Origin of the sequence: Streptomyces sp. NBC_00704 (assembly GCF_036226605.1) — a bacterium.
Lineage (GTDB): Bacteria > Actinomycetota > Actinomycetes > Streptomycetales > Streptomycetaceae > Streptomyces.
Map to the genome: position 1 here is coordinate 974435 of NZ_CP109000.1, position 18737 is coordinate 993171.

The window sequence follows — 18737 nt, forward strand, 5'->3', positions numbered from 1 at the left end:
TCAGTCAGTGAGCTCTTTCCAACCTCCCGTGCCAGCTGGGCAGTTGGCCTGACAGACAGATGAAGCCCCTGGTAGATGGGTTTTCGACCAAGAGAACCTTCTCCACCAGAGGCTTCGCATGCTTGTCTACCCTTCCGGCATCGACGTGTCCAGCTCTGCCCTGCGCTTCCTCGCCGCGCGCCTGAGGGAACACCGCCGCGCTCTCGGAACCCGATGGCGACGCCTGAACGCAGGCCGACAGGCCCTGCTCACCCTCGCCCACCTGCGCAATGGCCAGCCCTACGCCCAGCTCGCGGCCGGATTCGGGATCGGCACCACCACTGCCTACCGATACATCACCGAGGCCGTCAACCTCCTGGCCGCCCTCGCCCCCACCCTCACCGAAGCCGTACAAGCGGCATCGACGAAGGCGTACGTGATCCTGGACGGGACACTCCTACCCATCGACCGAATCGCCGCCGATCGCCCGTTCTACTCGGGCAAACACAAGAAGCACGGCATGAACGTGCAGGTCATAGCCGATCCAAAGGGGCGTCTGCTGTGGGCTTCATCAGCCTTGGCCGGCGCCGTCCACGACGTCCGGGCCGCACGCGAGCACGGCATCATCAAGGCACTCGCCGAGGCCGACATCACCTGCTGGGCAGACAAGGGCTACCGGGGTGCAGGCGGCACGGTCCGTCTCCCTTACCGCGGCCGATGGCACAGCCTCTCCACTGGCCAGCAGGCCGTCAACCGGTCCCACGCAAAGATCCGTGCGCTGGTCGAGCAGGCCATCGCCACCCTCAAGTTCTGGCGCCTCCTCCGCAAACTCCGCTGCTCGACGACCCGCATCACGAGCCTCGTCCAAGCCGTCCTCGTCCTCCAGCTCGCTGCCACGTGCTGAGATCAACCCGCAGCATTTACCAGGTCCGTCAATTCGGCCTCGGTCGTCCCAGCCCGCAGACGAACGTCGAAGGTGTAACCCTCATCGCAGAACACCAGGTCAAGTTCTATGGGTGCCAGCCTGCGGAAGACGATCGCCAACCAGATCGCGTCTTCCTCCCAGGCGTCCATGTACAGGCAGGTCCCGTCTTCGTGCAGATACGCCTCACCCGGACCGTTCCCCGTCTCGAATTGCCATACGAGGCTGCGCGCTTCACTGCGGTGCACCGAGTCGACCTCGACCTCAGACCACCGGTCACGGATCGCGTCTGTCAGCGCATCCCGATCGATGCGCCATCCGCCCGCATCACCCTCGACCACCGCCAAGAACGTCATAGCCAGGGTCTACCAGATGCCCGTGACGCAGCGCCGAACGGCTGTCGCCTGAGGTTGGAATGGGCTCAGTGAGATGAGCTGACCGCCTGCGTATACGTCACCGTGGTCGGTTCACCCGGTTCAGCAACGAGAGACGCGACCCCTGATGATCAAGGTTCTCGAAGCCTTTGATCACGAAAAGGGGTCGCGTTCGCGTGCCATCCTCCCTGATCGGTGTCCTGAAGCGGCACTGCGCGGACACGATTCCACCTGTCCGGAACCGTCACAGCTCACCTGCCTGGCGGACGTGCTGGGCCGGATCCCCGATCCCCGCCGGGTCCGGGGTCGCCGCTGCCGCCTAGGCTCCCTGCTTGCGCTGTGCCTGGTCACCGTCCTCGGCGGAGCCACGTCCCTGGCGGCTATCGCCCGCTTCGCCGCCGATACCGACTACGACCTGCGCGAACAACTCGGACTGACCTCCAGCACGCCAAATGCCTCCACCCTGGGACGACTCCTGGCCCGCTTGGACGGCGACGCCCTGGACGACGCCGTGGGGGCCTGGCTCGCCCGGTACGCCGCCGACCCGGTCAACGAACCCGGCGACACTCTGGTCGGTCTTGCCGTCGACGACAAGACCGTGCGCGGCTCCCGCACCGACGGCACAGCCGTCCACCTGCTCGCCGCCGCGCTCCACACCGGCCAGACCGTGATCGCCCAGCGCCAGATCGCCGCGAAGAGCAACGAATACCCGCCTTCGCCCCACCGCTGGACCGGATCGCCCTGCACGGAGTCGTCGTCACCGCCAGCGGCCACTACCTCCTAGTGGTCAAGGGCAATCAGAAGAAGCTGCGCAAGCACCTGCGGCACCTGCCCTGGCGCCAGATCCCGCTGCAGGCACGCACCACCGGGGCCGGAGTCTGCACCGTCCGACCCGGCCTGGTCTTCCCACACGCCGTCCAGGCCATGGAGATCAAGCGCCGCCGCACCCACCGCAAGACCGGCAAGGCCGAGACGAAGACCGTCTACACGGTCACCCGCCTCCCGCCCGAACAGGCCAGCCCGACGCAACTCGCCGAACTCATCCAGAATCACTGGTGGGTTGAGGCCCTGCACCACGTCACGTGACGTTCGGCGAGGACGCCTCACGAGTACGCACCGGCACCGCACCCCGCGCCATGGCCACCCTGCGCAACCTCGCCATAGGACTCATGCGCCAAGCAGGCTGGACCAACATCGCCGCCGCAGCCGATCACTACAGGTCACGACCTCAGCACGCGATCGTCATGCTCCGACTCACAGCCTGAGAACGCGTCACCCCTGGTGAGGCTGGAGGCAAGATCCTCATTTAATGACAGTTCACGGGCCCTTTCAGCGCTTCATTTACCACGACCGCTATGGACTTGCTGGTGGCCGGATCCTGTTGCGCCCAGTCTACGAGCGCCTGTTTGACCGGCTGGTGACGATTGGCCAATATTCTGAGGATTATCTGAACAGTTCCCGCATCTTGCTCATGATCCGCCAAGATCAAGATCTTGCGGAGCTCTTCACACGAGAGGGATGCGTAGTCGTCGCTGCTCATAAATAATCACTCCTTGATAGCCCTCTGCGCTAATTTCTGTCACCGGAGATAGCGCCTCTCAAGCTGCTTCATGTTCGCAAGTCCGTCAGCATCGTATAGGTTGCACCTGGCTGCATAAGCGATGCAGAAGGCAAGTTGATCGCGAACTTCTTGCGATCCACATTCCAGTCCAAAACCGTAACTCACGGCATCAATGAAGATTGACACATCGTGCTCATGGTGCACCGCCCCGATATCGGACAGGGGAACGCGCCCATATCTCGCACCGGGTACGATCAGTTCTCTCGCCGTCAACACGCAGTCCTCACCCTGGCTCTGCGCAATGTGCACCCCGGGTGGTGCAGACCGATATGCCACCAGAGTGACGATGGCGAGCGGCTTGTCACTAGACACGACTTGCTCCAGCCTTGAAGCCTGTAGATCACAACTGCAGGACTTAATCCGCCATGGGAGGATGCTCTAGAGCAGGAAAATAGCTTCCCCGAACGCAGCGCGGGAAGTTTCGCTTGCGCGCTTCTCGTATTCTTCCGCCTTATTCGCCCAGCCCTCGCTCCCAGTTCCGGCGAGGTAGTGCGCATAAGAGGCTGCCGCCTCTGCGGATTTGGTTGCCTCTATGTATGGAGGGGGATTCCCCTTCGCTTCGCAAACGATTCGCGTAGCTTCTTCGGCTGCGTCGGCTGCAGCGGCCGCCTCCTCGGCAATGCGGGCCCAGGGTCCGCCGCCGGGTAGCTCACCAGCACGTACCCGAGCATTGACGGCATCGGTTGCCGCAGCAGCTTCCGCTGCAGCCTGAGCAGCCCGCCGGGCCGCTTGAGCGACTGGGCCGCCAGGAGGTCTCTCGATTACTGCCGCCGCTCGCGCTCGTTGCGCCGCGCTTCGAGCGCGCGTGGTCATGGCGCTCACATTTTTGGGGTTGACCATATTGATCACCTGGTCAGGGATTTTACGGAATGGGGGTGGCTGCCGACCTCTCTCTTCCAGGCTACCCGGATAACCTTTAGGGCGCCTTTTTAGCAGTTTCATGAAGATTTCAACCATTGGTAGAAGTGGCGCCCCTGTGGCTCAGCGGAGTCTGCAGGTGGTACCGGATCCGGCCCCAGACCAGCTCAGCTGTGTTGGTTGAGGGCCCGCGTCAGGTCCCGGTTGGCCGCCCGTGCGGCGTCGAGGTCGGCCCGTGCTTCCTCCAGTGCAGAGGTCAGCTCGGCGTTCTGCTGCTCCAGCCTCGTAACCTTTCGCTGGGGCTCGTCGACGTCAGCCGGGGCTCCTATCCCTGACTCCTGCCATGCCTGAGCACCCAGCGCTTGCGACAGCCGTCTCTCCAGCTGCTGAATGCGGGCGGCCAGACGGGTGTTGCGGGCCTGGGCATTCGCGAGATGGGCTTGCAGCGAGGCCCGGCTCACCGGCGAACCCACGGCCGGATTCTGGGTTGCCGGTTCGAGTTCGGCGGCGTGGACCAGGGCGAGCAGGTCGCGGTGGCGGTAAAGGAACGTGCGGTCCACGCCGGCTTCCAGGGCGATGGCCGAGACGCTGATCGGGGTGCCGTTTTGGCGGCGTTCTTGATCGCGACGGCCACTCGCTCGCGCCGACGCTCGGAGTTGGCCTGGCGGCCGGGTTGATGCTTTCTCAGGCTTCAAGATCGAGTACTGGCTTTGAAAGCGTGATGTCGTCATGGTGGGGCGAGCACGAGTCCAGTTCCGGTGAGGCAGCCGTCGAGGACGTCGTGGCGGTACTGGAGCTGGCGTAGGCCCCGCCGGACGGCGGTGATCAGGTCCTCAGGGTCGGCGAACGCACGGTTGGCCGTGGTGGTGCGCCGCAGTACCGACCAGATGCCCTCGACCGGGTTGAGGTCCGGCGCGTAGGGCGGGAGTTGATAGACGGTGAGCCAGTCGCGTTCGGCGATGTAGCGGCGCATCCCGGCCGTCAGATGGGTGTTCAAGATGCCCCTATGTTGCGTCAAGCGGCAGCAGCGCGGTGCCAAGGGCTGGCGTCCGCTGGATCTGACCGTAGATCTCGCGAGCAACGTAGCGTTTGAGGCAGCGGATGGTCTCGCGTTTCGACATGCCCTGCTTGGTGCGTCGTTCGAGGTAGAGACGTGTGCGGGCGTCACGGCGAAGGCGAGTAATGACGATGCGGTAGAGGGCAGCGTTGGCCTGCCGGTTTCCTCCGCGGTTCAGCCTCCGCCGCTGCGTCTTTCCGGAAGACTGCTCGACCGGGCTGACGCCGCATAGAGCGGCGAATGATGCTTCGCTGGTCAGCCGTTCCGGATTGTCGCCGGCGGCGATCAACAGGGCAGCAGCGCTGTCGGGCCCAACCCCGATGATGTCCAGAAGCTCCGGGCGGCACCGACGAACGGCCTTGGTGATCCGGCTGGTGAGTTCCTTCACCTCAGAGGTCAGCTGCTGGATGCGCCGGGCCAGCAGACGGAGCGTGAAGACGGCGGCGTCGCCAGTGTCGGGGAGATCGGCGCACGTGGCGATCAGGGTTGTGTTGCTGAGGTCGGACAGTGCCTCGCGCAGCACGGGATCGACCCCGAGGAGTACGGCCTTGAGTTGGTTCTTCGCCTGCGTGCGGGCCTTGACGGCCGACTCCTTCGCCAGCCGCAGTACGCGCATGTCGGCGGCCGGGCCCTCGCCGGTCTTGGGCGTGACGTCAGCGCGCCCGGACAAAACCGCGCGGGCCGCGGCCTCAGCATCGACGGCATCGGTCTTGCCGTGCTTGCGGCGCAGGGCGCGGGCGGGCTGGTTGACCTCGACGACGCATATACTTTCCCGGCTCAGGAAGCGTGCCAGAGCCGCTCCGAAGGAACCGGTGCACTCCACGCCGGCTCGGCGCAGGACGCCGAAAGAGCTTGCCCAGGACAGGAGTTGGCGATAGCTGGCAGCGGTGACCGGGAACTCCTGGTGGGCCAGGAGCACCCCGAGCACGGTGACCACGGCGGCGACATGTACGTCCTTGTGGGTGTCAACCCCCAGGATCACGTCCTCCACCAGCGGTTCTTCAGACTGTGCGGGCAAAGTCGGCTGGGGCAGGCTGGTGATGGTCACGCGGCTCCTCGATCGACGCGGGCTGATGGCCGACGTCGGGCCGGTGAGCGGTCAGAACTGTGACGGTGCCTTGTGCGGCAAGGCCCCTATCGGGACACGCTCGCCGGTCCGATGGCAGCAACCGCCGCCCGGGACCGCGGGCCGACAGATCCTGAACAAGGCAACCTGGGCCAGTTGTCCCACGGGTCAGACCCTGGCCCCGGACGGCGCCCCATGAGTCTCACAGTTGTCCCACACCAGCACGATCGGGCCGCCGAGCTGCTGGTGCGCGGTCTGGATCAGGTCTCGGTAGTCCTTCCAGGAGAAGCTCTTGCGTCCGTCGGGCCGGGCGTCCGGGCACGGCCGGTAGATCAGCCGCGAGCGTTCGCCGGCTTTGTAGCAGGCCAGGGCTGCGACGGATAAGCGACGGCGTGAGCGGCCCCGCACACACACGATGGGAGTGCGGCCGCGGCGGGACCAGGTACGGGCGGTCGGCGGCGTCATCGAGAAGCCGGCCTCGTCCTCGAAGACCAGTTAGGCATCGAGCGCCGCCACGGTCCTTCCACGCTCGGCCAGGTCTCCTTCACCCAGCCGGCCACCGCCGCCTCGTCGCGCTCCACCGCCCGGCGAGCCGGCATCTGGCAGCTCCAGCCGTGCCGTTTGAGCAGCGCGGCAACACCCTGGACGGTGTAGCTTTTGTGGAACCGGCGCCCGATGAGGGTCTTGATCCGTGACAGGGTCCAGGTCTGATCCGGCCAGCCGTGCGCCACCGGTCCCTTGGCCAGCTCCTGCTCCAGCACGGCGAACAGCTCGTCACTGAGCAGCGGCAACGACGCCGGCCCTCTGGAGGTCAGGGCTCTCGGCCCGCCCTGGGACCATGCCTTGCGCCAGCGCTGCACCGACCGGATCTCACCCGCAGATCGTGCGCGATGACCGCATTCTCGTCGCCCTGGGCGAACCGCTTGGCCGCTTCCATCCTCAACTTCTCGCGGAAGGCCCGCCGCTCGTCGGTCAGCCCGCCCCCTTGCGCATCCCTCATGCAGTCGGCATACCGCAGGGATCACGAGCCGTCAGCCCTTGCCGACACCACGCTTTGAAGCTCAGTAGTTGGAGGGCGTGGTCGGTTCGTGACCGGTAGCGGTCGGTCGCGGCGGCGATGTTCGTCCAGCCAGCCTGCCGGATGAGGCCGATGGCGAGGTTGCGGAGCGTTACCATCGCGCGGGGTGCGCTGCCGGTGCGGACGCGGGAAGTGTCCTCGGCGAAGGTCACGACTCTCACGTGGTGCAGGGCCTCGACCTGCCAGTGCCTGCGGATCAGTTCGGCGATCCGTTCCGGGGTGGCCTGCTCGGGAGTGAGGCTGGTGACCGCGTAGATCGTCTTGATGGTGGTCTCGTCCGTCGTGCGGCTGGTGCGGCGGCGCTTGACCTCGATGGCCTGCACGGCGTGCGGGAAGAGGAGGCCAAGCTGGACGGTGCAGACCTTGAGCCGGCGTATCTCGCGTCGGCCATGGCCCTGTTCGCGGGTGCGGTGCTGCAGTGGGACCTCGCGCCAGGGCAGATGCCGCAGCTGTCGGCAGAGCTTCTTCTGGTTGCCCTTGACGGCCAGGATGTAGTGCCCGCCCTGGGCGATGATGTGCTGGGCATGGCCGGTCTGGGTGTGCATCGCGTCGGCGGTGATGACACGTCCACGCAGGTCGAGCCGTTCCAACAGTGAGGCGAGGCAGGGATTTCATTGCTCTTCGCGGCGATCTGCCGCTGGGAGACCACGGCCTGGCCCTCGTGCAGGACGGCGGCGAGGAGGTGGACGGCCGTCTTCTCGCCGGTGCGGCTGCCGCGTACGGCTGTGGCCGTCGACGGCCACACCCACCAGCTCCACGGTGCGTTCGTCGGCCGGGTCACTCGCGTGCCGGGCCAGCCAGGCGCCCACGGCATCATCGAGGGCGTCGCCGTCCAGACGTGACAGCAGGCGGCCCAGCGTGGTGGCGCGTGGCGGACGCCGCAGCCCGATCCTCGCCCGCGCCTCGGGAGAGGTATCGATGGCATAGCGGGCGATGCCGGCCAGCGTGGTGGCGCCGCCGAGCACCGCGAGCAGGCACAGGGCGAGCAGTGACCCCAGCCAGTAGCGGCGCCCCCGCACCCGTCGTGAATCGGGAAGCCGGTCCAACCCCTCCGACAGCGCGGCGAGTTCGGACAGCTCGGCAGACAGGTGCAACAGGTCGGCGTCCTCGCGATGGCGCTGGAGAACGTCGATCAGGGAGGATGGCACGCGAACGCGACCCCTGTTCGTGATCAAAGGCTTCGAGAACCTTGATCATCAGGGGTCGCGTTCGTCGCATTCAAGTACGGACAAGCAGGCCATCAGAGCATGTCCACGCACGAGTTACTCATCTCGCCGGTTGAGAACGCACGCGCCCTGGCGATACACCCAGCTCATAAGCTCGGTCAGTCTGCCGCAGAAGCCGAACGATGGGCCTCAATATTTCGCGGCGCGAACGCCCGCTGGTCGCTCTTCATGACCAGCCCTCGCCCAGGTCATGGGCCCTTGACTCGAATGCTGCCCCTTTCGCCGGGATACCCAGCCTTCCCACGCATAGACCGCCCCGGCCGAGCGCAAGAAACACCTCACCGGACAGGACCCTGCGCCCCTTCCTCACCATCCAGTCGCTACCGAACCTTCGGAGCGATCTGCCCCGGGATGAGGCACGGCCCCGTCGCAACACCACCGGACGCCGAGGACCTCCACCTCAGCAGGAGATCAGGGAAACGTCTTTGAGCCATGACTTTCGCGCCAGCCGCTCTAATCTGCGCCCATCCGCCGCCATGGCGGCCACACGAACTGGGAACGGTCACCCGAGAGCGGCACGCCAGCCATCGCAGGCTGCCCCTCACCGCATCCACAAATAGCGCACCAGTTCGGATTCTGAGTGATTGTCAGTGCCGTGTCCTAGCTTGAAATCACAACGCGAGACCGGGAATTGGGGGAAGACCTGGTGATCTTTGAAGAGCCGTCCGCAATCTACGAAAGCATCACGTCGCGGATGCGAGCCCTAGCGGTGGTCTATCCGGTGCTGGCCTTGGATGCCAGCAAGGCCAAGAAGGAGCGCGGGTGGGACCCGTACCGCATGGCTGAACTGGCCTTGGCCGCGATTGACTTCGTAACGCTGCGCACCGACATGCGGACAGCTGTGCGGCAGGAGACGGTCGTGGAACACGTGGCCGAGTTCGCCGCACTGCAGCAGCCAGGCCGGCCTGGGGAGGAGTACCGGGCAGTCGCCCGCTGGGTGACCGAGCGGCTGATCAACACTGAAGAACGCGACCGCGCTTTCCGTCACGACGTCGGGTACGTGACAGACAACAAGTTCGAGACGCGCGAGGCATCTTTCCAGATCCTCAAGGAAGTCCCTGATCACGTGGGGCAGGCAGCTCTCATCGCCACGGACGCGGCGATCACCGTGCTGGTGCATGCGATCGACGTCGATATTGCCTCGGAACAGATCGCCGCCGAAGCCAAGCTGGAAGCTCTGCTCAAGCGTTCACGGATCAGCGAGGCGTGGCAGGCCGCGCACAACGCACGGATCCAGAGCGTCCGGTACGCCAAGGACATCCATGGGCGCATCGAAGCCATGAAGCGCAATGTGCGGGCTGTGGACTGGGACACGGAAGTCAGGGACACGGTCGATGAGGCTTTGGAGCACGTGCGCAGCCGGTCCGCGGCCGAGACGAAGCACAAGGAGCGGGTCAACCAACTACTGGAAGCCACCGCCGATGAACGCAAGCGCAGACAGCTACAAGACCTGGAGGCGCTCATCCACGAGTGCTGGCAACGTCACGCGGTACTGATTGACATGCTGATGACGGTCGGTCCGGAGTTCCGGCGCCAACAGGACCGTCAGGTGTTCGTGGCTCCGGCGATTCACACCCGCGTACATCTACATGAGCAGCTCCTTCAGCCGGTGCTGGAACTCTCACTTAACGCGTGCTTGGGCCCCTTGGAGGCGTTCACTCGTGCCGTCATGGGGCCCGTGCGTCCTCGTGTGATGTACCTGCCCGACTTCCTGGAAGGGCTCACCAGGGTCGCCGAGGAGGCCGGCGGGGAGCTGGTGCCGGTTCAGAACGAGTACGACTGGTCGGAGATCGACGCCCGTCCCGCTTTCAGCGAAGAGCAACACTACGCGGTGGACGCGCTGCTGGCTGCCATCACGGACCAGGGCGTGCGGCTCTCGACCCTGCTGGCGGCCACACGCCAACCAGGCCCGGGCACAGGACCGGAATCAGGCACCGACGAGTTGCTCACGCTTCGCACCCAGCAGCTCTTCCGGCTCATTCCGGTGCGCCAACTCGTCGATGGTGAAACTGCCGTGGTGGCCGTCGACGACGGCACAGTCCTGGATGACGTCCTCTTTGGCGGCAGCGACTTCCTCCTGGTCCGCACCGGGGGCATCGGTCCCTCGCAGGAGTCACAGACGAACGCGCCACTGCCCACTTTCCCAGCACCGCGCCGCCCGCAAGGCCCTGACGCCCACCAGCTTGATCAGGAGAGTGCATGAACCGTCACGAGGATGCTGCCGAGGCTGCCCGGATGGTCGCCTTCGCCATGGCCCGCCGCAAAGCGCCCGCTCGCTCTGGCGACTACGCCCGACTCGTCCAACGCTTCGACACTGAGCCGGACTTCGCGCAGGTAGTGCGCAAGGTCGCCCAGGGATTCGACCTGACGGTGCTGGAAGTTCATCCCATGACCGGGTTGGTCCTGGGCACCACGCCCGAGACCGACTTCGGGGTGTCCGTCTCCGACCTCGTCCCGCAGACCGCCGATCGCCCCCTGTACCTGCTGGCCCAGCTGACCATCGCCGCCATGGTCTTCCCCCGTCCCGAAGACCTCGACGATGACGAGCATGTCGGCCGGATCTCAGTCAAGCAGGTCGATGAAGAGGTCCGGGTCCTGGCGTCGACCATCGAACGCCGCCTTGCACAGAGTGACGCAGATGTTGATCCACCCTCCGATCAGCCGGGGCTGGAAGGACTGTGGCGGGCCTACCTGCGCCGGAACGCCACGGGAAAGACGCAGACCGACAGGGCCCCACGAGCCTCGACGAGAGCACTGGTGAAAAAGGCGTTCGCGCATTTGGAGAGCCACGGCTTCGTACGCAAGGTCAGCGACGAAGACGCCGGCACATATGTCACCAACGTCAAGTACCGACTGCAGATCCGCGACCAGGCCGCGCGGGACATGCTGGAGGAACTCGCAGCACTGGGAGTCGCAGCGCTCCCCACGGACGGCACACCCAACCACGACCAGCCATCACCGGACGACCCCCCGTCGCCGACCGAGAACACGCCGGTAACCGACCTGTTCAGCTGACCGCCCTACTGCAAGGACCTCTTTCATGTATGAGCTCAATCGCATCCTGCTGCGAAACTTCGGGCCGCGAGATGCCCGCTACGAAGACGTACCCCTGGACTTCTCCGGCGCCGGCGCCGAAGTGGAGACCGCCTCGCTGATCCCCGACGCCGGACATGTCGCCCAGCGCCCGGCACCCGCCAGCCTGGTGATGCTGCAGAACGGCGGCGGCAAAGGCGTCTTACTGACCGGCATCACCTGCACCACCATCCCCTACCGTCACAGCGATCTGGAGTCACTACGCAACTTCACCGTTTCGATGGCCCAGCCGTCGCACGTGGTACTCGAATGGGCCGACGCCCGCACCGGACGCCTGCTGGTCACCGCACAGGTCCTGGCCCCCGAACACGACGGCAAACTGCACCGCTGCTTCTACAGCTTCCACCCTTCTGCAGCCCTGGACGCCGACCGGCTTCCCTTCCACCGTCAAGGGCACTGGACTCCGTACGAGGACTACTGCACCGAACTGCGCGACTGGGAAAAACGAGTGGAAGCGCTCGAACTGCACATCGTCGAAGGCCAGGAGAAGTGGGAGAAACACCAGCGCGGCCTCGGCCTGCAGCCCGAACTCTTTGACGTGCAGCGCAGGATGAACGCCAAGGAGAGCGACGCCGCCGCAGCCTTCACCACCAACACCGCCGACGCCTTCGTCGAATGGCTGCTGCGCAAGGCCACAGACGATGACCGGTACACCGAACTGGGCACGGCCTTCCACGGTTATGCCGCTGCACATGACGAACGCGCCCTCTGGGAAAGGGAGCGGCAGTTCGCGGTGGAGATGCAGCACGCATGCGAGGACGTCGCCGGCCTCCACGACACGCTCAACCGGCATGCCGGTGCAGCCAAGAACGCCGAAAAGGACCTCGTTCACCTCACCTCCGCGATCCGGGCACGTCACACCGCCCTCACCGCCACCGAGGCCGAGAGAAACACCACCCTCAAGGACACGCATCGCGCGCTGGAAGCCGCGAAGCGCACCAGCGAACTCGCCCACTCCCGCGTCCAGCACGTACAGGCGTGTTCCCACACCCTCGAACTGGACGAGATCACCGCCCAAGAGCAGGAAACCCAGAAGAACAGGCAACAGGCGCAAGATGAGAGGACGGCGTGGGCGAGCGTCCCGATCGCGCTGCGTCACACACAGGCACTGGACAACAACAACCGTGCCCAGCGGGCCCTCGTCCAGGCCGAACTAACCGCCGCCCCCTTCGTCCAAGCCCTAGACGCCGCAGCGGCAGCTCTACGCGCGGGCTATACCCGGGCCGAGAAAGAGGCCCGCGACACGATCCGCACGCACAAAGACACCACAGCCGAGACGCAGAAACAGATCGAACAATGGCGTACCCGAAGCAACAAGCTACTCACCGCGGCAGGCGCTGCCCAGGAGGAAACCCGCACCCTACAGAAGCAGACCGACGCCTTCGCATTACGCCTTAACGCCGCCCGGGAACATGATCTCCTTGCCCCGCAAGAAAGCGCCGCCGATGCCGCCGCCCGCACCCAGGATCACGCACACCACAGCAAGCAGCTGCTGCGTGAAGCCGACCAGGCCCGCAAGAGCGTCCGAACCGAACGGGACCGCGCCCACACCGCACTGGCGGAGCAACAAGCACTGGCCTGGTCCGCGCGTGCGGCCGCAACGGCAGCGGACGAGGAGAGCAGCCAACTGCGAGCTCAGGCTGTAGCCATCCGCAGCAACCCGCTGTGTGCCGAGCTATTGGAAGCCAACAGCGACGAGCTTGGCGCCGGCGACGCATTGCGCTGGCTGGGTGACCATGCCGGCGCCCTGCACCAGCTCGCCGAGCGTCGCACCGGCGGCCTCGAGACCGCACTGACACGCAAGCACATCGACCTGCAGAACGATCAGGACCTCCTCTCCCTCCTCGACACCAGCGAGGGCCTGCTGCCTGCCGCCGAAGAGGTACGCGACCTGTGCGGCCAACTGTCGGACCACGGGATCCACGCGGTGCCCGGCTGGCAGTGGATGCGCGACAACGTCCCGACCACGGAGCGCCAGCAGGTCATCAGTACACACCCCGACCTGGTCGGCGGGATCATCGTGGGCGGTCTCGACGGCTTGGACACAGCCCAGAGCATTGTGGTGCACCTTCGCCCCCTGCCCTCCGCGGCCGTCACCGTCGGCACCGGAGAACGGATGCTGAGCACCCATGCAGCGTCCGACGGCGGACGATTCGTGGTCGAACCTACCCCCGCCCTCCACGACGAAGAAGCCGCCGCACACGAGCGCGCTGCGGTCGACGCCCGCATCACCGAGGTCACCCGCGAGTTGAACTTGCTCGGACAGCGCATCACCGCTGTACGAGACCTTCTGCGCCAGATCGCGAACTGGCGTGATGCCTGCGGTATGCGGACTGTGTCCGACCTGCTTGGCCAGCTGGAACTGCTGGAGACCTCTGCTGAAGAGGCCGAGACCGCACTGGCCGCAGCCCGCACCGCAGCAGGTGAGCAGGAGACTGCGCTGGAGGTCGCGGAGGACGAATGCGAACGCCGTACCGAAGGTCTTAAGGCAGCGCAGAGGATCGCCGAGGATCTGGCTCGCCTGGCGGAGGAGGAGACCGCTGCCGACCTAGCACGGGCCCGGATCAAGGCCCTTGCCGGCGAGAGGGTCGCCCGCACCAACGAACTCGAGTTACTGGCGGGCCAGATCGACCAGGCGGGTGAGGAGATCCTGTATCTCGCGCGCGCCATCGAATCAGCTGAGCAGGCCGCAGACCGATACGCCCGGGCGCGCGAAGAGATCACCAGCACGTCCCAAGCGCAACAGGCACACGACGCCTCCAACGCAACCCTGTTGCCCCTCCCCTCTCTCCAACATCGCTATCTGCAAGCGCAGGACGAGCTGAGGGGCGTTGAGGTCGGCGAGGACCAGCAAGTGCGCGCCACGACCGCGCAGAAGGCTCTGCTCGCGAGCCAGGAAGAATGGAACAAAGTCCCCGAACAGGTACGAGGTCTGGCCATGGCCCACAGTCGCGATGGACGGGCCGGTGACCCCGTTCAACGCGACGCCATTCTGCGCGCCCTCACCGCCAAGATCGACTCCTGCGACGTGGCCCTTCAGCGACTGCGGGATCAGTCGAGCCGTCTTGCGGAACGCTCCAAGCACCTCACCTCGGCAGTCTCGCTGAACGACGAAGACGCCGCAGCCTGGACGCCGACCACCGTTACTGAGGCCCGCGAGCTGGAGGCCCGGGCCACGGGCGAACTCGACACGGCTCAGGACAAGGAACGTCTTGCCGCCGCAGCCTTCAACACCGCCCGCCGCGATCAGGCCAGTTCCACCAAGGAGCTTGCGGCATTCGACCGTATCCTCCCGGTGCTGGAAACCGCTGTCCATGGCCTAACCGTTCCTCCGGACCGGGAGCCCTACGACGGCACTGCGGAAGCAGCCGCATTCGCCGCTCGACAGGTGACAGCCGCACACACCACGTGCCGGGACGCAGCCCGCCAGGCAGAGCGAAGCCTGGAAGGAAGCGTCAGCCGGCTCAAAGAAGTACCCGCCGATGTCCGATTCGAAGGACTCGACATCCCGCTGCGTACGCAGATCTCCGCCCTGGACAGCCGCCACATCCCAGCAATGGCTGCCACCTGGACCGATGCACTGACCTCTCGCATCGCAGCCCTGAACTCAGATCTCGAAGGTATGGCCAAGGCCCGCGAGGCCCTCGCCTCACAACTCAGCGGCCACGTCACCGACCTTTTGCAGCGCCTCGACCAGGCCAGTCGCTTCTCCGCCTTCCCTGAGGGGGACGCTCCCTGGTCCGGACAGAAATTCCTCAACATCCGCTACAAGAAACCGGATCTCACTGCCCTAGCCGCCCAGATGCACGAATCCGTCGATGCACTGGCCGGCAATCAACGCACTCGCAAGCTCAAGGGCATCGATGTCGTCATGCGCTGCCTCGTAGCAGCCGTCCCCCGCGGATTCACCGCCGAGGTCATGAAGCCCAACGCCTCCCAACGCCTGGACCGCGTCCCCGTCGAGGAAATGAGCCGCGTCTTCTCCGGTGGCCAGGAACTGACCGGGGCCATCCTCCTGTACTGCGCACTCGCCGCACTCCGTACTTCACCCGGACCTCGCAGCCGCACCCGCAACGGCGGACTGCTCCTGCTCGACAACCCCATCGGCCGGGCCAACGCCGGGTACCTCGTCGACATCCAGATGGAGATGGCCGCCGCCCTCGGAATCCAGCTGATCTACACCACCGGACTGAGTGACGAGGACGTCATCTCGCGGTTCCCCATGCGCATCCAGCTCCGCAACGACGCCGAGGCCCGAAGCGGCCTCTCCCTCATCCGGCTCGACGAACGGGTACGCAACGCTCTCATCCCCGCCCCCCGTATCACTCCAGACCAAGACGTCCCCGAACCCGTCGGTGTCCTCACCTCTGCCCGGCTGTACAGGAAGCAGGGCGACGCTAAATGACCTCCCCCACGGGACAACTCCAAGTGCCGCTCTCCCCCGCAGCAGCACAACTCAGCGCCGCGCTCCAGGCCCGCACCGACCGCGTCACGGTCGGCCGAGCCACCCTCATCGAGGCATTCCGCGACGCTCTACCGGGCGCCGCCAGCGGCGAGAACGCACGCAGCACGCTCGCCACACTCCTGTACGAAATCGCCGAACACGGCATCATCGCCCTGCCCACCTCCCCCACCAAATGGGACGCCGGCCGCCCGGCCCTTCCGGAACAGGTCCGGATCCCCACCGCGCCGCCAGCGAAATCCTCTACCCCACGCCAGCATGTGTCATGGCGGCCAGAGCTCAACTGGGCCTACGGCACTCGGTTGACCGCGTCCCAAACCGAAGACCTCCTCGCCTGCAACCGCTGGTTCCGGGATACCCACAATCAACCAGCCCGCCGCGCTCCCCTCCCCCTACGCGAGCGCTCACACGAGATCTTCCGCTACGAAAAGCGCCTCGACACCCTGATCACCGGAGCACTCTTCGCCCCCGGCAGACTGACCCTCGAACAGCTCTCCACCTACCGCGAACCGCCACCGCTGGCCCACCGCAGGCTCGGCGACGGCGACACCATGCTCGTAGTGGAAAACAGCGACACCTACGCCACCTTGCACAACCTGCTCAAGGCCGCCCCCGGCCCCATCGGATACATCGCCTTCGGCTCCGGAAGAGCCTTCGAAGCATCCGTAGAAAACATCGCTGAGCTCCCTGGCATCCACCGCATCGTCTATTACGGCGACCTCGACGCCGAAGGCATCGCCATCCCAGCCAGAGCCTCAATCAACGGCGTCCAGCACGGACTGCCACCTATCGAACCGGCGACGGGGCTGTACCGCCTGTTGCTGGGCCGCGAACCCAACGCCGGCGACATCATCGCCAGCGACCGGGCCCACAGCCTGACGGCATGGCTCCCCGAGGAACTCCGGGAGGCAGCGCACGTCCTGCTGACCAAAGGGCAACGCATCGCGCAGGAAGCAACCAACCGGAACGAACTCAGTCTCGATCCAGACTGGCGATGGTGAGCCTCCCCTTCGGCAATTGTTCGCCGTGACTCTCGCTGGCGGGGCTTAGCATGGGCCTGCCTCCTTGCGCAGGGGCCGTCCTACGGACTGGGGAGGCAGTTGCTAGGTGGTGTGCGCGGTAGCTTCGTCGTCGCCCTGACCAGGTAAAAGTTCAGCGAGCGACCATGGGAGGACGGTGAGGTCGGCGACGGACTGGGGAAGCCGCGGATAGCGGTTCAGCTGGCGCATCTTCTGCATCAGGGCGAAGCCGTCCTCCGCCGCGACGAATCCCGCTTTCACGGCAAGCTGCATCACGTCGAGCGTCTCCGCCGTCATGATGCCCTGCCCAATTGCATACTCAAGAGCGGATTTATCGTCCGATATCCACCATGCACCGGAGAACTGGGGCCAGCGTTGGATGATGTGGCAGGTCTCGGCCTCGCCGAGGTGCTGCAGGTACCGGTCGGCTTGGCCGCCGAACACAGCTGTGCGAAGGTGCCCGACGTTCTCAACGTCATCCGGAGCCGTTACTCGGATTGCTTCGCCGAGCCAGCCCTGTTCTCTCAGGTCGTGAAGAGCGGGCAGCTGTTCGGCCGATTTGCGGGCCTCCCGCGACACAGCCGCGGTCCACTTGCCGCGGCCTGCCAGGACCGCGCGAAGCAGATCGAGGCGTTCAACGGCGGCGAAGTTGCACAGCACGGTGTTGTCCGGGAACAGGAAGTCGCTCATGCTGTACCGCCGTTGTCCTGTCCGGACGCTAACTGGTCTCTGAGCTCGTCGACATCAACGCCGAGTAGCGACGCGTACGGACGCAAGGTCGCCTTGCCGGCCTCGTAGGCAGCGCGCGTGTCGCGTACAAGAAGTCCGGGGAGCCTTTTCTCCTGCGAGGCCGCGACTTGCCGGTCGAGTACTTCCACGCGGTCAGCGACGACTGCGGCCTCGCGCACGGTCATGCGCTTGTAGTAGTCGCAGGCGCCGGCGTCGATCACACGAAGCGTGAGCAGTCTGTAGGCCAGGGTCGCAGGGCTGACCATGAAGTCGCAGCAGAGCGCGGCAAAGCTTTCCCGGGTCAATTTCACTGCACCGACTGCTTCGCGCAGCGTTTGCTCGGGCAAGAGGAAGACGGAAGCGAAGGCGTTGGCTCGCTGCTCGCTCGGGTCGATCTTCTGGGCCCGTTCGAAGATATCGCGATCGAGGTGGACGTCCTGGTCGTCGTCGGCGAGAAGGTGCCCGAGTTCGTGCGCGAGAGTGAAGCGCTGACGTGCCGGGTTAGATGTCGTGGTCAGGAGGATGAGCTTGGCACCTTGACCCGTGGCAGCGAGGCCGTCAAAGCCGTCGCCCAGCGGCTCGACAGCCACATCGGCCCCGAAGACCGCCTCGATCAGTTCCGGCAAGCCGCCCTGGAGCACCAATCGTCCCTGGAGCTCCACCGCCCTCCGAGCTGATTTCGCCAGTGCCTCTCCCTGGGCAGCGTAGGTACTGCCAGCAGGCGCTGCCGGGGAGACGGGCCGCCAGGGCTGCGTATAGCCGAGCTTGTCCAGGTCGGCGCGTCGGGCAACGTAGTCCCGGGCGGCTGCCAGTGCCTCGGCCGCCTTTCCAGTGGTCGTTCTCGCTGCCACGGCCAGTGGGGGCTCGGCTCCGGTGAGCAGCCAGTCCATGGAGACGTGGAATTCATCGGCAATGACCGCGAGATCAACAGTTGAGAAGGGGCTCGTGCCGCTGAGGCACTCACGGAACTGCTCGGCGTCGAGGTCGGCCTGGTCGGCGAAATCGTGGAGGCTCAAGCCCGACTGGTCGATCAGGCTTCTCACGCGATCGGAGATGCTGGACACCCGTGGACAGTAGTCCGCCATCTGCCCAGTTCTCAAGGCGCATGGCAGACGATCCCCAGGTGTCGAACCTGTACTGCTCTCCAGCCAGAGACACCAGCTTCAACTGGAGGATCGCATCACCATTGACCCGAGATCGAGCGGAGTCCGGTCCCAGGAGCCCGTGGCTGCCAACGCCTCCCGGGACAGTCT

General features: G+C 65.6%; 15 protein-coding genes and 2 pseudogenes. 7 read left to right on the top strand and 10 right to left on the bottom strand.

The window, feature by feature from the left end; genetic code table 11:
* Positions 1 to 118: 118 nt before the first annotated feature.
* Entirely contained in the window at positions 119 to 883 is a 765-nt protein-coding gene (locus tag OG802_RS04295; protein WP_329407354.1) for an IS5 family transposase, read from the top strand.
* Positions 884 to 885: 2 nt separating this feature from the next.
* Here the strand turns inward: OG802_RS04295 and OG802_RS04300 are convergent, their stop codons facing one another.
* Positions 886 to 1257, bottom strand: coding sequence for a hypothetical protein (locus tag OG802_RS04300; protein WP_329407356.1), 372 nt, complete (start codon positions 1255 to 1257; stop codon positions 886 to 888).
* Between the two features lie 145 nt (positions 1258 to 1402).
* Between OG802_RS04300 and OG802_RS04305 the strand changes: the two genes are divergently transcribed.
* Positions 1403 to 2059 (top strand): transposase family protein, encoded by a 657-nt coding sequence (locus tag OG802_RS04305; RefSeq protein ID WP_329407358.1) that lies wholly within the window; start codon positions 1403 to 1405, stop codon positions 2057 to 2059.
* Positions 2059 to 2361, top strand: a complete 303-nt coding sequence (locus tag OG802_RS04310; protein WP_329407359.1) for a hypothetical protein — start codon at positions 2059 to 2061, stop codon at positions 2359 to 2361. The genes OG802_RS04305 and OG802_RS04310 overlap by 1 nt, the downstream gene beginning before the upstream one ends.
* Positions 2362 to 2581: 220 nt before the next feature.
* Here OG802_RS04310 and OG802_RS04315 read toward each other — a convergent pair whose 3' ends face one another.
* The 7 genes and pseudogenes from OG802_RS04315 to OG802_RS04345 form a co-directional block, all read right to left on the bottom strand.
* Positions 2582 to 2815 (bottom strand): hypothetical protein, encoded by a 234-nt coding sequence (locus OG802_RS04315; protein ID WP_329407361.1) that lies wholly within the window; start codon positions 2813 to 2815, stop codon positions 2582 to 2584.
* A 1106-nt stretch (positions 2816 to 3921) separates the two neighbouring features.
* Positions 3922 to 4314, bottom strand: a complete 393-nt coding sequence (locus tag OG802_RS04320) for a hypothetical protein (RefSeq protein ID WP_329407363.1) — start codon at positions 4312 to 4314, stop codon at positions 3922 to 3924.
* Between the two features lie 167 nt (positions 4315 to 4481).
* Positions 4482 to 4751 (bottom strand): annotated as a pseudogene (locus OG802_RS04325) (transposase); the annotation flags it as partial.
* Between the two features lie 7 nt (positions 4752 to 4758).
* Positions 4759 to 5853, bottom strand: coding sequence for an IS110 family transposase (locus OG802_RS04330; protein WP_443042262.1), 1095 nt, complete (start codon positions 5851 to 5853; stop codon positions 4759 to 4761).
* Between the two features lie 219 nt (positions 5854 to 6072).
* Positions 6073 to 6877, bottom strand: a pseudogene (locus OG802_RS04335) (IS630 family transposase); the annotation flags it as partial.
* A complete protein-coding gene (locus tag OG802_RS04340) occupies positions 6874 to 7545 on the bottom strand; it encodes an ISAs1 family transposase (RefSeq protein ID WP_329407366.1) in 672 nt (223 codons plus the stop codon). The pseudogene OG802_RS04335 and the gene OG802_RS04340, both read right to left, overlap by 4 nt.
* A 21-nt stretch (positions 7546 to 7566) precedes the next feature.
* Positions 7567 to 8103, bottom strand: coding sequence for a transposase family protein (locus tag OG802_RS04345; protein WP_329407368.1), 537 nt, complete (start codon positions 8101 to 8103; stop codon positions 7567 to 7569).
* A 724-nt stretch (positions 8104 to 8827) separates the two neighbouring features.
* Here OG802_RS04345 and OG802_RS04350 point away from each other — a divergent pair.
* From OG802_RS04350 to OG802_RS04365, 4 genes are read left to right on the top strand one after another with little or no spacing between them, the layout of a single operon-like run.
* On the top strand, positions 8828 to 10384 hold the full coding sequence (locus tag OG802_RS04350) for a hypothetical protein (RefSeq protein WP_329407370.1): 1557 nt from the start codon (positions 8828 to 8830) through the stop codon (positions 10382 to 10384).
* Positions 10381 to 11196 carry a hypothetical protein gene (locus OG802_RS04355; protein WP_266405101.1) on the top strand — a complete coding sequence of 272 codons (816 nt, stop codon included), beginning with the start codon at positions 10381 to 10383 and terminating at the stop codon, positions 11194 to 11196. Before OG802_RS04350 ends, OG802_RS04355 begins: the two co-directional genes overlap by 4 nt.
* A 25-nt stretch (positions 11197 to 11221) precedes the next feature.
* Positions 11222 to 15679: a hypothetical protein gene (locus OG802_RS04360; RefSeq protein WP_329407372.1), complete on the top strand. Its 4458-nt coding sequence runs from the start codon at positions 11222 to 11224 to the stop codon at positions 15677 to 15679.
* On the top strand, positions 15676 to 16737 hold the full coding sequence (locus OG802_RS04365) for a Wadjet anti-phage system protein JetD domain-containing protein (RefSeq protein ID WP_329407374.1): 1062 nt from the start codon (positions 15676 to 15678) through the stop codon (positions 16735 to 16737). Before OG802_RS04360 ends, OG802_RS04365 begins: the two co-directional genes overlap by 4 nt.
* Positions 16738 to 16839: 102 nt before the next feature.
* Here the strand turns inward: OG802_RS04365 and OG802_RS04370 are convergent, their stop codons facing one another.
* Both OG802_RS04370 and OG802_RS04375 read right to left on the bottom strand, forming a co-directional pair.
* The gene (locus OG802_RS04370; protein WP_329407376.1) at positions 16840 to 17445 is read right to left on the bottom strand and encodes a hypothetical protein; all 606 of its coding nucleotides are present in this window, start codon (positions 17443 to 17445) and stop codon (positions 16840 to 16842) included.
* Complete coding sequence (locus OG802_RS04375) at positions 17442 to 18548, bottom strand: helix-turn-helix domain-containing protein (RefSeq protein WP_329407378.1); 1107 nt, start codon at positions 18546 to 18548, stop codon at positions 17442 to 17444. The genes OG802_RS04370 and OG802_RS04375 overlap by 4 nt, the downstream gene beginning before the upstream one ends.
* Between the last annotated feature and the right edge of the window lie 189 nt (positions 18549 to 18737).